Annotated in this window: 10 protein-coding genes; 3 read left to right on the top strand and 7 right to left on the bottom strand. The window is 53.1% G+C overall.

What is annotated here, in order from left to right; genetic code table 11:
• From wzc to HVZ39_RS09300, 3 genes are read right to left on the bottom strand one after another with little or no spacing between them, the layout of a single operon-like run.
• Positions 1-2,163: a tyrosine-protein kinase Wzc gene (wzc, locus tag HVZ39_RS09310; protein WP_046275965.1), complete on the bottom strand. Its 2,163-nt coding sequence runs from the start codon at positions 2,161-2,163 to the stop codon at positions 1-3.
• Complete coding sequence (gene wzb, locus HVZ39_RS09305; RefSeq protein ID WP_016156925.1) at positions 2,160-2,609, bottom strand: low molecular weight protein-tyrosine-phosphatase Wzb; 450 nt, start codon at positions 2,607-2,609, stop codon at positions 2,160-2,162. Before wzb ends, wzc begins: the two co-directional genes overlap by 4 nt.
• Positions 2,610-2,614: 5 nt before the next feature.
• On the bottom strand, positions 2,615-3,754 hold the full coding sequence (locus HVZ39_RS09300) for a polysaccharide export protein (RefSeq protein WP_047499630.1): 1,140 nt from the start codon (positions 3,752-3,754) through the stop codon (positions 2,615-2,617).
• Positions 3,755-4,408: 654 nt separating this feature from the next.
• Here HVZ39_RS09300 and HVZ39_RS09295 point away from each other — a divergent pair.
• A complete protein-coding gene (locus HVZ39_RS09295; protein ID WP_019077138.1) occupies positions 4,409-5,992 on the top strand; it encodes a TerC family protein in 1,584 nt (527 codons plus the stop codon).
• 44 nt (positions 5,993-6,036) lie between these two features.
• Here HVZ39_RS09295 and asmA read toward each other — a convergent pair whose 3' ends face one another.
• From asmA to udk, 3 genes are all read right to left on the bottom strand, one after another.
• Positions 6,037-7,887: an outer membrane assembly protein AsmA gene (asmA, locus tag HVZ39_RS09290; RefSeq protein ID WP_181630327.1), complete on the bottom strand. Its 1,851-nt coding sequence runs from the start codon at positions 7,885-7,887 to the stop codon at positions 6,037-6,039.
• A 25-nt stretch (positions 7,888-7,912) separates the two neighbouring features.
• Positions 7,913-8,494, bottom strand: coding sequence for a dCTP deaminase (gene dcd / locus HVZ39_RS09285; protein ID WP_016153598.1), 582 nt, complete (start codon positions 8,492-8,494; stop codon positions 7,913-7,915).
• Positions 8,495-8,585: 91 nt separating this feature from the next.
• Positions 8,586-9,227: a uridine kinase gene (udk, locus tag HVZ39_RS09280; RefSeq protein WP_003036776.1), complete on the bottom strand. Its 642-nt coding sequence runs from the start codon at positions 9,225-9,227 to the stop codon at positions 8,586-8,588.
• Between the two features lie 315 nt (positions 9,228-9,542).
• On the opposite strand from udk, the gene HVZ39_RS09275 reads away from it, so the two are divergent.
• Complete coding sequence (locus tag HVZ39_RS09275; RefSeq protein ID WP_181633499.1) at positions 9,543-12,872, top strand: diguanylate cyclase; 3,330 nt, start codon at positions 9,543-9,545, stop codon at positions 12,870-12,872.
• Here the strand turns inward: HVZ39_RS09275 and alkA are convergent.
• On the bottom strand, positions 12,840-13,709 hold the full coding sequence (alkA, locus tag HVZ39_RS09270; RefSeq protein ID WP_181633498.1) for a DNA-3-methyladenine glycosylase 2: 870 nt from the start codon (positions 13,707-13,709) through the stop codon (positions 12,840-12,842). The two genes, HVZ39_RS09275 and alkA, sit on opposite strands and share 33 nt — an antisense overlap.
• A gap of 136 nt (positions 13,710-13,845) precedes the next feature.
• Here alkA and yegD point away from each other — a divergent pair, with 136 nt between their 5' ends.
• On the top strand, positions 13,846-15,198 hold the full coding sequence (yegD, locus tag HVZ39_RS09265) for a molecular chaperone (RefSeq protein ID WP_181633497.1): 1,353 nt from the start codon (positions 13,846-13,848) through the stop codon (positions 15,196-15,198).
• Positions 15,199-15,263: the final 65 nt, after the last annotated feature.

Raw genomic sequence — 15,263 nt, 5'->3', positions numbered from 1 at the left:
CTATTTCGAATCCGAGGTGTACTCGTATTCGTAATAACCGTAATCCTGATACCCGCTGGCACGGCGGAAGATCGAGTTCAGGATCACCCCTTTCACCTGAATGCCGTTTTGCTCGAAGCGACTCAGGCTGGTTTCCACTTCTTTCAGCGTGTTGACCGCGTAACGCGCCACCATCAGCGTGGTTCCAACGTGACGACCCACAATAGCCGCGTCGGTCACCGCCAGTATTGGCGGGGTATCGATCAGCACCAGGTCATAGTGCGAGCTGGCCCATGCAATCAGTTCGCCAAAGCGTTCACTCATCAGCAACTCGGAGGGGTTGGGGGGAATTTGTCCGCGAGGGATCAGATCGAAATGTGGAATCGATGTCGGTTTCGCGCTGGATGAGATATCCCCCTTGCCGATGAGGATCTCAGACAGACCGTTAACGTTATTGGTCCCCAGCAGCTCGTGGGTATAGCCTTTGCGCATGTCGCAGTCGATCAACAGCACGCGTTTGTTGGTCTGACTAACGACCGCCGCCAGGTTGGCGCAGACAAACGTTTTACCAATTGACGGGCTGACGCCGGTCAGCATCAAGACGTTGTTGCGCGCCTGCATCATGGCAAAGTGCAGGCTGGTACGCAGGCTGCGGACCGCTTCTATCGCAAGATCCGTCGGATTCCCCACTGCCAGCAACTGGCTTTGTTTGTAGCGTTTCACGCCTTTAATAGTCTGCACGTTATCGCGTGCTTTTTGCCATTCTGATAGCGGAATGCTGGCATACACGCTGATACCATGCTCTTCCAGCGCCTGTGGGCTTTCAATGCCGCGATTAAACAGGGAACGCAGCAGTACGCCCACCACTGAAAGCATCAAACCAAGAATGATGCTGCCGAGAATAATCAACGTCGTTTTCGGCTTCAGCACGCCTGGCTGGGCAATCGCGGGATCGACGATGCGTACATCTCCGACCGTACTGGCCTCGGTAATCTTCAGCTCCTGCTGCTTGTTCAGCAACTGCATATAGACCTGCTGGCCGGACTCCACGTCACGCGTCAGGCGGACAATTTCCTGCTGCGTTTTCGGCATCGCCGTTACGCGCCCGTTCAGCTTGCTTTTCTCATCTTCCAGCGCCTGGCGTTTTTCCAGCAAGGTGCGGTACGCAGGGTGCGCTTTGGTGAACAGCTTGGAAATCTCCGCTTCTTTGAAGGTCAGCTCATTAAGCTGCGCATCAATATTCACCATGGAATCCAGAACCGCTTTGGCTTCCAGCGGCAAATCCACGGAGTCTTTGTCCTGACGAAAGGCATTCAGCTTGTTTTCGGCAACGTCCAGCCGGTTACGTACCTCGGGCAACTGCTTTGCCAGAAACGCCAGACTTTTGGCGGCCTCTTCAGATTTACGCTCCACGTTTTGTTGCAGGTAGTTGCGGGTAATACTGTCAAGGATCTGGCGGATTTGCTCGCGGTCTTCACCGGTAAAGGTCAGGCTCAGTACGCCAGTGTCTTTGCCGGTTTCCGTCACCATCAGATTATTTTGCAAGGTGTTGATCATGCCCAGCGTGGAGAATTTGCTGACGGTAAATTGGCTCTCAGGGCTGGCATGGATCGCCTCGACCAGCATCGTCACGCCGTCATGTTTCAGCACCTGCCCAACCTGCCCCTGGGCGCTAAAACCTCCGTCACTCACCAGCTGATAACTTTTGTCATTCAGCACGCTTAGCGTGAAGGTCTGTTCATTCATTGCCTTTGGCAGCGTGAAAGTCGTCACATTAACCGTTTCGTTCTGGCGACCCATCAACCGATCCCAACCCGCGCCAAAAATGGGGAACGTATCTTTGGTAACCGCGATATCCAGGTTGAGATCGTCTACCGTTTTCCCCAATACCAGCCGTGACTGGATGAGCTGAATTTCCGCTTCAGAGGCCGGAGGTTTGTTCGACAACGCCGAGCCAATATCCTGCACCAGTGAATTTCCGGTATTTTGCTCAATTTGCACCAGCGCGTCCGCACTGTAGATCGGAGTGGCAAACAGCGTGTAGACCGCTGCGCATAATGCAAATGCCGCAGTAATACCAAGCACCCACCAGCGGGCTTCCACCACCGTTGCCACCAGACGACCAATATCGATTTCATCATTGCCCGTTACCGGCGCAGCAGACTGTTTTACTTTTTCTGTCATTGTTTTCCCTGCTCTGCGTTCAATGCCTGAGCCCATTGGCGTGCAGACCGTTCAAGTAATGCGTACACCGCGTCAAACGCATCACGGCTTTTACGATACGGATCGGGAATTTCGCGCTCGCTGTCCCAGTGACCAAACAGCATCACTTTGCCGCGCATCTCCGGCACCATTTCACACAGGGCAGAGATATGGCGTTTTTCCATGGTCAGGATCAGGTCATACTCCCGGCACATTCGTCCCGAGATCTGCCGGGCACAATGATTCTCCAGTGACAGGTTGTGCGCCTGCGCCACGCTGATGGCGCACGGGTCCGCGCCTTTGCCTACCAACGCCCCGAGACCGGCAGAAGAGACCGTCAGCGCCGGGTGAAATTGCCTTAACAAGCGCTCTGCCGTCGGAGAGCGGCAAATGTTCCCCACACAGACAACTAAGATTTTGTTAAACATGATGATTACCAGTTGTGAAGGTCGCTGGCCGTGTCCGTCATATAGCGAACACCGCTAATAGTCGGCAGCAACTGATTGATCAAACGGTTCCAGCGAGCAACCGGCGCGGTAGTGACGTACACCACATCGTATGGCTGGAGTCGGAATGACGTCGCCATCACCAGCGATGTCGCATCGGACATATCAAGCTGATAGATATTGGCAATCTTGCCGTTGTTCCCGCCCTCGCCTTTCAATGGACGAATAACGAAAATGCCGCTGGCGTTGGAGGTGGTCAGGTCGATACCTTCCGCGTTGCCGAGCGCTTCGGTGAGCGTCATGCCGCTGAAGTCCATTTTGAGGGTGCTCTGTTTTTTCACTTCCCCCATTACGAAGACTTTCAAATCGTCATTACGCGGAACAAACAGGATGTCGCCAGGATAGAGCAGACGGTTCTGGCTCAGGTCGCCATTTTGCATTAGCGCTTGCAGTGAAATGCGTTGCTCCTGCCCTTTATGAGTCAGTACAACGTTGCGCCAGTCTGCCGCCTCGGTGAGACCGCCTGCGGCGTTAATGGCATCGAGAATGGTAAGCGGCACGTTGGTGATGGCCTGCTGGCCGGATTTGTTCACCTGCCCAGAGACATAGGCCTTCTGCGAACGGAAAGCGGCGATATTAACGTCCACCTGCGGGTCAGCAATGTACTTCGCTAAGCGCCCGGTAATATCACTACGAATTTCGGCCAACGTTTTCCCTGACACGCTAACTTTGCCGATGTAGGGGTAAAACATGGTGCCATCAGGCTGCACCCAGTTGCCGGCATCACTTGAGCTACGATACTGCCCGGCCGGCGTGGTGAGTTCAGGATGATCCCAGACGGTAACATTCAGGACATCGCCCGGGCCGACCCGGTACTGATACCCGGAAATCTCCTGGTCGAGAGACATATTAGGCTGCGCAACATTTGGTCGGGGACGTAATTGTTCGACCAGTCGTGGGGTGAGTGGATAAACATTCACCATGCGATCGATATCAAAATCAGCGTCCTGCTGTTTAATCACATCTTTGCCCATCGTAGACATATTGCTGCCCGGAAGCACGGTACAACCGTTTATCAAGATTACCGATACCAATACAGGCATCAATTTAAGTTTGGATTTCATCATTGATTATTTATCACTTTGGCAGAGTAATTATCACGTGCGATCTAAATAGCGACTTCGCCTGTACGCATTTACCTTGCCGTTAATTGAAAAGGAATTTAACTGGCATCTGTCCTAAAAAAAATGAATTCATCTGCGGTCTCTTGACAGAATAATTTAGGCTCGTCTCAGGCGACCAGACACGCTACCGCCCCTGGCTTCATTAGCTACCAATGCACTGATTAATTTAAATTTTTATCTTCCCCTTTATTTTCATCACATTCACAGCGGGAACGCATCAGGAATAGCGCCGCTGGTTGATAAGGAAATATTTATCTTTTGATTATTACCGGAGGAATTGTTGCAGCTAAGCGAATATCAGGCAAGGTAACAAGTTACCGACAACTTGCTTTTAAGATTAATATTAAGCGTTGAATTTGTATATTTTTAGGATTTTATTGATATTGACAACGTTAATATAGAAATATCCCACCTGCGATATTTCTTAAAGAGCTTTGAATTAATAATATTATTTCCTGTAGTTACATTAAGGCTAATATCCCGTACCTGGTTGTAATAGGCTACAGAGAAATCCCTCCTCGCCATTGCATTTTTCGCCAGTTTTACCCATGATCGAATTGTGACAATTGTCATACAACTATGGGTATAGCATTTACTATGGAATGGATTGCCGATCCGTCAATCTGGGCCGGACTCGTCACGCTAATCGTGATCGAACTTGTTCTTGGCATTGATAATCTTGTTTTTATTGCCATCCTCGCGGAGAAACTGCCTCCTGCCCAGCGGGATAAGGCGCGTATTACCGGGCTACTGCTGGCGATGGTCATGCGCCTGCTGCTGTTGGCATCAATATCATGGCTGGTAACGCTGACCACGCCGCTGTTCAGCATTCGCGGCCTGAGCTTCAGCGCGCGCGATCTGATCATGCTGTTCGGCGGTTTCTTCCTGCTGTTTAAAGCCACCATGGAGCTAAACGAACGGCTGGAAGGCAAAGACAGCGAGAACCCGACCCAGCGTAAAGGCGCTAAGTTCTGGGGCGTCGTCGCGCAAATAGTCGTGCTGGACGCTATCTTCTCCCTGGATTCCGTCATTACCGCCGTAGGGATGGTCGATCACCTGGCGGTAATGATGGCTGCGGTGATTATTGCCATCAGCCTGATGGTGCTTGCCAGCAAGTCGCTGACGCGCTTTGTCAACAGCCATCCCACTATCGTCATTCTGTGCCTGAGCTTCTTGCTGATGATTGGTTTCAGTCTGGTCGCCGATGGGTTTGGTTTCCATATTCCGAAAGGTTACCTGTACGCCGCCATCGGCTTCTCGGTCATGATAGAAGCATTGAACCAGTTAGCTATCTTTAACCGCCGTCGCTTCCTGTCAGCCAACCATACCCTGCGCCAGCGCACCGCCGAGGCGGTAATGCGACTGCTGAGCGGGCAAAAAGAAGACGCCGAGCTGGATGCCGAAACCGCGGCCATGCTGGCAGACCATCATGAAGGCCAAATTTTTGCCCCTCAGGAACGGCGGATGATTGAACGTGTGCTGAACCTTAATCAGCGTACTGTCAGCAGTATCATGACCTCGCGCCATGATATTGAGCACATCGACCTCAATGCGCCGGAAACAGAAATCCGCGCTTTGCTGGAAAAAAACCAGCATACGCGTCTGGTGGTCACCGGCGAAGATGAGCAGGAAGACTTGCTGGGCGTGGTGCATGTCATCGACCTGCTGCAGCAATCTCTTCGCGGCGAGCCGCTCGACTTACGCGTCTTGATTCGCCAGCCGTTGGTGTTCCCGGAAACTCTGCCGCTGCTTCCGGCGCTGGAGCAGTTCCGTAACGCCCGGACGCACTTCGCTTTTGTGGCCGATGAATTTGGGTCAGTTGAAGGGATTGTAACGCTCAGTGACGTGATGGAAACCATCGCCGGTAACCTGCCAAATGAGGTAGAGGAGATTGACGCCCGCCATGACATTCAGAAAAACGCGGATGGTTCATGGACCGCTAACGGACACATGCCGCTGGAAGATCTGGTGCAGTATGTGCCTATCCCGTTAGATGATAAGCGTGAATATCACACCATTGCCGGACTGTTAATGGAGTATTTGCAGCGCATCCCGAAAACCGGGGAGGAAGTTCAGGTTGGCGACTATCGACTAAAAACCCTGCAGGTGGAAAATCATCGCGTGCAAAAAGTCCAACTGATACCGCTGCACAGTGAAGAAGAGATGGATTACGAGGTGTAAATCACGAGCCGGAGGCGGCATCGACCGCCATCCGGCAATATGAATCAGAGTTTATCCAGCAACTTTTTAACATCTTTACCGTTGCGGGAGTCTTTATTGCGATCGGCCCAGTCGTTAAGGCGACGTTTCGCTTCATCCTGCAAATGCTTACGCAAAATCTGGTCGACCTGCAGACTGTAGTTTAGCGCCTGCCACTGACCGTAGACTCTGAGAGGAACCGGGGTAGCCTTCAGGAAGTTAATCAGCTTACTTTCGCCATCCCAGCCGCCCAGCACGCGAATGTTAAACAGCGTGTCGCAATTCAGCTTCACCAGATCCAGCGTTCCCTTGCCGGTCAGCGCCAGCATCGCCGACTCACCCGCCATGTTATCCAGCATAACCTCGCCGTTATCCAGCGTCATATCGGTTACGAAATGATCCAACCGGGTCACGTTATCCAGGTTTTGCTGAGCTTTAACATCCCCACCGCTACGTTCGACGGCCTGTTGTATCATCTGCTGGAAGTTCATTCCTTCCATTCGCGTATCGCTCATTTCGACATGGGCCTGCCCTTGCCAGCTATGACGAAACGCCTGGGCATCAATATCTGAGCCAGAGAAATCCCCTGCCAGTGATAGCTTACCGGTGAGGGCGATGGGGTAGTCGAAGGCTTTCAGGATAGTACCAATTTCCACGCCTTCCAGGCGCGGATGGAAGACCGCTCGCGGCTGTCCTTTTCTGGCATCCAGCATACCAGGAAGCGACACCAGCCCGCCGTCACTTTTCCCCTGCAACTGCGTAACGTTCAATAAGCCGAACTGGTTGTCAATTTTTGCCGAGACATTATCAAACGCCATTTTCCGCCACAGCACTTTGTCAGCTTGCAACGCGATGTCTGCCGAAAATCCCTTCAGCCCCTGATACGAAACGGCATCAACCTGGGAAGCAATGACGGGGCGCGCCAGCGTTGACTGACTCTGACCTTGCTGAACTTCACCGTTCGTCGTCACAGCCTCACGTTGTACGAGCAGATTGTCCAGATTGAGCTGACCAAACTTCAGGTCGACGGCCCATTCTGGTTTTTCCAACAATGTCACATGAACTTGCCCGGCGAGAGAGCTGTCGTTAGCGGTCAAATGAATCTGGCTAAACGCGAGCTGTTTTTTCTCTTCCAGCCACTGCGCCTGAAACTGTCCCTGGCCTTTGATCCCCTGCGCCGGTAGATCGGCCCCCTGCAATTGCCAGCTTAGCTGCTCAATATTCGCGGATAAGTTATGCGGATAGTCGGAGGCATCAACGCTGCCGTTGAAGGATAACGCGAGGTCACGCTGATCGCGGTTAACGCGCCCGGAGAAATCAAACGTGCCGCGGTGCTGGTTATCCTGTTCCATATCCAGACGAATATCGCGAACCGTGACCTGTTCATCGTCTTCATGCTGGAATACCAGAACGCTATCGGCAACACGCAGGCGGGCAATATCAAACGACCATCCTCTGTCTTCAGCCAGGTCGGGCAAGGTATTGTCTTTTGGGGCAACGGGCGCATCTTTGCCACGCACCGCTTCAGTTTGCGGGGTCAGTTGAATCACCGCGCCTTTGAGCATCACCTGCTTCACGCTGAGCTGGTGACTCAACAGCGGCCACAACGCGACGTCAAGACGCATATTGTCGGCACGAATCAGGGGTTCGCTGGCGCCTTCAGCCGTTAACACCATGCGCCCCGAGAGGATACTCAGCTGTGGCCATACGTGCCAACGCAGAGGGCCATCCAACTGCAGCTGATATCCGCTACGCGCAGCAACCTGCTTGACCATATATGCGCGGAAATCATTCGGATTAACCAACAGTACTAACGCAGAAAAACCGGCCACCAGCACGACCAGTAGGATCATCAGCGTCGTCAGAAATCGTCTCATGCTATCCCCAATGGACTGAAAATACTCAGTCTTTATCGATCCGGCTGGCAACGGCGCCCTGCTGATCGCGATACTTTGCATCCTGACGACGGTTGTAAGGTCGCGCCGCCGGACCGGAAAGCGGTTCGAAGCTTAATGCGCCAATCGGCATGCCAGGACGCAGGGCCAGCGGTAGTTTTCCGGAGTTGTAAAACTCCAGTACGATGCAGCCAGACCAGCCCGGATCGATACGGTGTGCGGTGACGTGTACCATCAGTCCCAGACGCGCCAGCGAAGAACGGCCATCTAACCAACCCACAAGATCGGAAGGCAGTGTCACGGATTCGAACGTCACTGCCAGCGCCAGTTCGCCCGGATGCAGGAAAAATGCCTCGCCGTCTTTGAGGACGATTTCATCACTCATCACGCGATCCAGCGCGGCGCTGACTTCATCTTTCGGTCCGCTCAGATCGATATACGCCGCCGTATGCCCGCGGAACGTACGGAATTTGTTGCCAAGGCGCACATCTACCGTGGCGCCGTTGATTCGCTCGACAGGAGGGCGTGGATTGATCGACAGACGACCTTGATCCAACCAGGCTTCAATATCTCGGTCACATAAACGCATGGCACTTTCTCCTTTCGTGCTTCAACCCCTTAATGCCAGGTGCATTAAGGGTGAACCAGGTTATCACTGAACGGTACACAATTCGCTGAACTTATTCAAAGAACTGACTGATTTTAGCCTTCAGAATATCGATGGCGATGCGGTTTTTACCCCCGCGCGGCACAATGATGTCGGCGTATTGTTTTGAAGGCTCAATAAATTGCAGGAACATTGGACGGACGGTTTTCTGGTATTGCGCCATCACTGAATCCATTGAACGACCACGTTCGTTCACATCGCGCTTGATACGGCGCATCAGGCAAATATCCAGCGGGGTATCAACAAAAATAGAGAAGTTCATCTCATCACGCAAACGCGCATCCGTCAGCAGCAAAATGCCTTCCAGGATGATGACTTTCTTGGGTTCGATATGAATAGTGTCTTGCGTGCGCGTGTGCTCAACATAGCTGTACACCGGCAGTTCAATGGCACTACCGCGTTTCAGCGTTTGCAGATGTTGGAACAGCAGGCTGTGATCCATCGCGTTCGGATGGTCGTAGTTGGTTTTTACACGCTCTTCCATCGATAGATGGCTTTGATCTTTGTAATAGCTGTCTTCGGGAATAACGCCAATATGTTCGTCACCGACTTGTTCACGCAATTCGCGATAAAGAGTACTGGCAATAAGACTCTTGCCGGAAGCCGATGCGCCGGCAATGCCGATAATGACGCACTGATGGGACTGATCAGTCATAAATTTAGCGACCTGATTAACCTGGATGTTAGGAAGGGCGGCGCCGAAACGCCAAACGCGGCAATTATAGGGATTTCAGCGGCGCGACGCCAGTCCAGGCTGCACCAATGCCTTCCCTGTCGCAAATTAAAACGGTCATATTTAAAGCATGCGCTACATTTATTCGCCAGCCTTAGTAATTAATAGCTTGAGAGTGTTAATTTATGAGCAGCTGGCGTATAAATTGTAAATTATTTGTACTAGCATAAACCCAGATTAAATGTGATGCGTCCGGCATCTCTACTGGGCGACAACGGCTATTTGGGTAGAGTGGTAATGAGTAAACAATCCCAACATGTTTTAGTTACCTTACCTCATCCTCTACTGCGCCTGGCCAGTTTAGGTCTGGTGGCTTTCATCTTTACGCTGTTCTCGCTGGAACTGTCTCGTTTCGGTGCGCAGCTGGCGCCGCTGTGGTTTCCGACCTCAATCATGATGGTGGCTTTTTACCGCCATGCGGGAAAAATGTGGCCGGGGATCGCGCTGGCGTGCTCATTGGGTAACATCGCGGGTTCTTTGCTCTTCTTCCCCGGCGAGTCGCTTAGCTTTACCTACACGGCCATCAACATTATTGAGGCTGTCGTGGGGGCAATGTTATTGCGCAAACTGCTGCCCTGGTACAATCCTTTACAAAATCTCAACGACTGGGCGCGCCTGGCATTCGGCAGCGCAGTGGTCCCTCCGCTGCTGGGCGGCGTATTACTCTGGTTATTATTACCGCAAGAAACGTCGTTAAATACCTTCCTCATTTGGGTGCTGTCAGAATCCATCGGCGCGCTGGCGCTGGTACCATTAGGTTTACTGTTTAAGCCACATTATCTGCTGCGCCACCGCAATCCGCGATTACTGCTTGAAACTCTGATTACGCTTCTGGTGACGTTAACGTTCAGTTGGCTGTCGATGATGTTCATTCCATGGCCGTTTACCTGCGTTATTGTCCTGTTGATGTGGAGCGCTGTCCGTCTGCCGCGTATGGAGGCGTTTTTAATTTTCCTCAGCACCGTGATGATGGTTTCGCTGATGTTGGCCGCTGACCCTTCGCTGCTCTACACCCCCAAACAGAACATGATGACCAGCATACCGTGGCTGCCGTTTTTGATGATCCTGTTGCCAGCCAATATGATGACCATGGTGATGTACGCGTTTCGGGCAGAACGCAAGCACATCTCAGAAAGCGAAGCGCGCTTTCGCAATGCTATGGAATATTCCGCAATTGGCATGGCGCTGGTCGGGACCGAGGGGCAATGGCTACAGGCCAATAAAGCCTTGTGCCAGTTTCTGGGCTATAGCCAGGAGGAGCTACGTTCGCTCACCTTCCAGCAATTAACCTGGCCGGAAGATTTGAACAATGACCTCGAACAGTTAAACATGCTGGCGCGCGGGGAAATTAACAGCTATTCCATGGAGAAGCGCTATTACACGCGCGCGGGCGAGGTGGTATGGGCCTTGCTGGCCGTTTCGCTGGTGCGCCATAGCGACACCACCCCACTCTACTTTATTGCGCAGATTGAGGACATTAACGATCTGAAGCACACCGAGTGGATGAACAAACGGCTGATGGAGCGCATTACGCTCGCTAATGAAGCCGGGGGGATCGGCATTTGGGAATGGGAACTGCAGCCTGATGTGATCAGCTGGGATAAGCGTATGTTCGATCTCTACGAAGTCCCGGCACATATCAAGCCCAGCTGGCAAGTCTGGTATGAATGCGTTGTGCCTGAAGATCGCGAACACGCCGAAAATGTGATTCGCGATTCGCTGGCCGCACGAGCCCCGTTTAAGCTTGAGTTTCGTATCGCGGTAAAAGGTGGCATACGGCATATCCGCTCATTGGCCAACCGGGTACTGAATAAAGACGGTGAAGTTGAACGCTTACTTGGCATCAATATGGATATGACCGAGGTGAAGCAGCTCAACGAAGCGCTGTTCCAAGAAAAAGAGCGTTTGCATATTACACTCGACTCCATCGGCGAGGCGGTGATTTGTATTGATGTCGACATGAATGTGACCTTTATGAATCCGGTCGCTGAGAAAATGAGCGGCTGGCAGCAGGAAAACGCAATTGGCATTCCGCTCCTGACAGTACTGCGTATTACTTTCGGCGATAACGGTCCGCTGATGGAAAATATCTACAGTGCCGACATGTCACGTAAGGCAATGGAACAAGAAGTCGTCCTGCATTGTCGCAACGGCAATAGTTATGACATTCAGTACAGCATCACGCCCCTCAGCACCCTTGATGGCGGCAGCATTGGCTCGGTGCTGGTCATTCAGGATGTCACCGAGTCACGTAAGATGCTGCGCCAGCTTAGCTACAGCGCTTCGCATGACGACCTGACGCAGTTGGCCAATCGGGTCAGCTTTGAAAACCATCTCAAACAGTTGCTGCATACGGTGCACGACGCGCACCAGAGTCATGTGCTGGTTTTTATCGATCTTGATCGTTTTAAAGCGGTGAACGATAGCGCAGGTCATGCCGCAGGCGATGCCCTGCTGCGCGAACTCTCTTCACTGATGCTAAGCATGCTGCGGTCCAGCGATATGCTGGCGCGCCTTGGCGGCGACGAGTTTGGTCTGTTGCTGCCGGATTGTAATATCGAAAGCGCCCGCTTCATCTCAGGTCGCATCATCAGTGCTATTAACGATTACCACTTCATGTGGGATGGCCGCTTGCACCGCATTGGCGCCAGTGCGGGAATTACGCTGATTGATGACAAAAACCATGTTGCGACTGACGTCATGTCTCAGGCGGATATCGCCTGCTACGCGGCGAAAAACAGCGGACGTGGGCGTGTCTGCGTCTATGAACCCCAGCAAAGCCAGGCGCATGCCGCGCGTAGCCAACTGTCATTGGACCAACAAAAGCATACCATTATGCACGGCCCCATGCTGATGATCGCCAGAGGCGTGGCTTCTCCACGTATACCTGAGACGTTTAGCTTCTGGCTTATATCGCTACGCTTAGGGACCGCTGAAGGCGAAGTGATTGAAGAGCAAACATTCCGTACCGGGCTGGTCGATCCCACATTGAATCAAGCGCTCGACCGTCGGGTATTCAGCGAATTCTTCCAGAATGCGGCCCCGGCAGTCGCCAGCAAGGGTCTCAGTGTTGCGCTCCCCCTTTCCGCCGCCGGGCTGCTCAATTCAGAACTTGTTGATGAGCTGCTGGAACAATTGCAACATAGCCCGTTACCGCCACGGCTGCTGCACCTGACCGTTCCGGCCAGCGTCATCAAAACGAATCCAACGCAGGCGATATCCGCCCTGCATCGGCTACGTCAGTTCGGTTGTCGAATTGTGTTAAGTCAGGTCGGTCGTGATTTAGAGCTTTTTGACAATCTGAAATACCACATTGTCGATTACCTTTTGCTCGACAGCGAGCTAAGCGCCAGCGCTCACGGAGACCTGATTGACGAGATGTGGGTGTCCATTATCCAGGGCCATGCCCAGCGTCTGGACATTAAAAGCATCGCCGGTCCGGTGCAGTTGCCGCTTATCATGGATGCGCTTTCCGGCATCGGTATTGACATGATTTATGGCGACATTATTGCCAACGCCCAACCGTTGGATCTGCTACTGAATACCAGTAATTTCGCCATCAACTGACGGAAGCCAGCCATCCGTGTACCAGATATGCAAGAGTGCATAGGAGCGCCAGGGTTTCCAACGCTCTGCATACCGCCGGATCTGGGCTGGCGTCATGCCGGGAAAACGCTGTTTAATCAGATAATCATCCGGCAAAAAAACATCCTTCGCCTGCCAACCACGCAGCGCAAAATAGTTGGCGGTCCAGCGCCCTATTCCGGGAAACGTTTGTAGTTGCTTAACGCCTTGCTCAATATCGTCAGGCGCTATTGTCGCAAGCGTTCCTTCAAGCGTTGCACGCGCCAGGTGAATCAACGCTTCAGCGCGTTTGAGCGGCATCCCTAACGCTTTCAGGTGCAACGGTTCGGCGTCAGCAAGCGCTTCAGGCGTGGGAAAAGAAACATACCCTGGCGCATCCTCCAGCGTGTCGCCATAAGCATGGGCGACTTTCGCCGTCAGTTTTGCCGCCATAGCCACGCTGACTAACTGCCCTAAAATCGCCCGTACCCCTTGCTCAAAAGCATCGACACATCCCGGCAGGCGCAGTCCCGGACGCGCCGCACCAAGGCTTCCCAACGCGCTGACAATTTGCTGCGGGCAACAAGTAAGATCAAACAAACGGGTTATTTTCGCCAGGCACTCGGGGGCGGCGGGTTGTAATCCCGAACTTAACGTCACGTGTAGCACATTGACATGCAAATCCGGTACGACGCGCACCAGACCCCGATGCTCCCCTACGGACAGGCTTCTGGTATAACTCAGTTCCTCCACCGTTTCGACACCGTCAACCGCACGGGCGGCAAGAAATCCCAGCATCCAGGGCCAGTCATAAGGCGGTTGCCAGCTCAGCGTGAACATTCAGTTTTCCTTTTTATGCAAACCTACAGCATAAACGGTATTCAATCGATGCGCCTTGCTTTCATATTCCAGTTGTCGGAGCGTCAACATTTCGTTAAAGTCACGCCCCTTCTTCACTGGCATGGGGATTTTTACGGTGTTTATTGGTTTTGACTACGGTACGGCAAACTGTTCAGTGGCCGTTATGCGTGACGGGCAGCCTCACCTGCTCAAAATGGAAAATAACAGCACGCTTCTGCCTTCAATGCTGTGCGCGCCAACGCGCGAAGCGGTCAGCGAGTGGCTGTATCGCCATCACGACATCCCAACCACTGACGACGAGACGCAGGCGCTGCTTCGCCGCGCGATGCGCTATAACCGCGAAGAAGACATCGACGTTAACGCCAACAGCGTGCAGTTCGGTCTGGCATCGCTGGGTCAATATATTGAAGACCCGGAAGAGGTGTATTTCGTTAAATCGCCAAAATCATTTTTGGGTGCCAGCGGTCTGAAGCCGCAGCAGGTTGCGCTGTTTGAAGATCTGGTCTGCGCGATGATGCTGCACATACGCAACCAGGCACAAAATCAGTTGCCGGAAGCCATCACCCAGGCCGTTATTGGTCGTCCCATCAACTTCCAGGGGTTAGGGGGCGATGATGCCAACGCCCAGGCGCAGGGTATTCTTGAACGTGCGGCTAAACGCGCCGGTTTTCAGGATGTCGTCTTCCAGTACGAGCCGGTAGCGGCTGGTCTGGATTACGAAGCCACGCTGCAGGAAGAAAAACGCGTGCTGGTGGTGGATATTGGCGGGGGTACAACCGACTGTTCACTGCTGCTGATGGGGCCGCAATGGCAACAGCGCGCCGATCGCGAAAACAGCCTGCTGGGGCACAGCGGCTGCCGCGTTGGCGGTAACGATCTGGATATTGCGCTGGCGTTTAAACATCTGATGCCGCTGCTCGGTATGGGGGGAGAAACGGAAAAAGGGATCGCCTTACCTATTCTGCCCTGGTGGAACGCGGTCGCGATCAACGATGTTCCCGCGCAAAGTGACTTCTACAGTAGCGCCAACGGTCGCTTGCTCAACGATCTTGTCCGTGACGCGAAAGAAGCCGATAAAGTCGCCCTACTGCTTAAAGTCTGGCGCGAGCGTCTGAGCTATCGCCTGGTGCGCAGCGCAGAAGAGAGCAAAATCGCGCTTTCCGATCAGACCATTGTGACGGCGGCGATACCGTTTATCAGCGACACGCTGGCAACCGATATCAGTCAACACGGGCTGGAAGCTGCGCTCAATCAGCCCCTGGCGCGCATTCTGGAGCAGGTTCAACTGGCGCTTGAAAACGCGCAGGAAAAACCGGACGTGATTTACCTGACCGGCGGTAGCGCGCGTTCGCCGCTGATTAAAAAAGCCCTCGCCCAGCAACTTCCCGGGATTCCGATCGCGGGGGGCGATGATTTCGGTTCCGTTACTGCCGGACTGGCCCGCTGGGCTGACGTTGTTTTCCGCTAAGCGGCTCGCATGCTGAAAAGTACGCGTATTGACATCACCATTGCTGTGGCTTACTTTCAGAAGTG

The sequence above is a fragment of the Citrobacter sp. RHB35-C21 genome, from assembly GCF_013816515.1.
In the GTDB taxonomy this organism is placed as follows: Bacteria; Pseudomonadota; Gammaproteobacteria; order Enterobacterales; family Enterobacteriaceae; genus Citrobacter; species Citrobacter braakii.
Note: the sequence above shows the minus strand (reverse complement) of the source record. Positions and strands in the feature narration are given on the sequence as shown.

What these genes read in the sequence shown, in the direction of transcription:
- wzc (WP_046275965.1), bottom strand. Translation starts at nt 2,163, where the DNA reads ATGACAGAAAAAGTAAAACAGTCTGCTGCGCCGGTAACGGGCAATGAT.
- wzb (WP_016156925.1), bottom strand. Translation starts at nt 2,609, where the DNA reads ATGTTTAACAAAATCTTAGTTGTCTGTGTGGGGAACATTTGCCGCTCT.
- HVZ39_RS09300 (WP_047499630.1), bottom strand. Translation starts at nt 3,754, where the DNA reads ATGATGAAATCCAAACTTAAATTGATGCCTGTATTGGTATCGGTAATC.
- HVZ39_RS09295 (WP_019077138.1), top strand. Translation starts at nt 4,409, where the DNA reads ATGGAATGGATTGCCGATCCGTCAATCTGGGCCGGACTCGTCACGCTA.
- asmA (WP_181630327.1), bottom strand. Translation starts at nt 7,887, where the DNA reads ATGAGACGATTTCTGACGACGCTGATGATCCTACTGGTCGTGCTGGTG.
- dcd (WP_016153598.1), bottom strand. Translation starts at nt 8,494, where the DNA reads ATGCGTTTATGTGACCGAGATATTGAAGCCTGGTTGGATCAAGGTCGT.
- udk (WP_003036776.1), bottom strand. Translation starts at nt 9,227, where the DNA reads ATGACTGATCAGTCCCATCAGTGCGTCATTATCGGCATTGCCGGCGCA.
- HVZ39_RS09275 (WP_181633499.1), top strand. Translation starts at nt 9,543, where the DNA reads ATGAGTAAACAATCCCAACATGTTTTAGTTACCTTACCTCATCCTCTA.
- alkA (WP_181633498.1), bottom strand. Translation starts at nt 13,709, where the DNA reads ATGTTCACGCTGAGCTGGCAACCGCCTTATGACTGGCCCTGGATGCTG.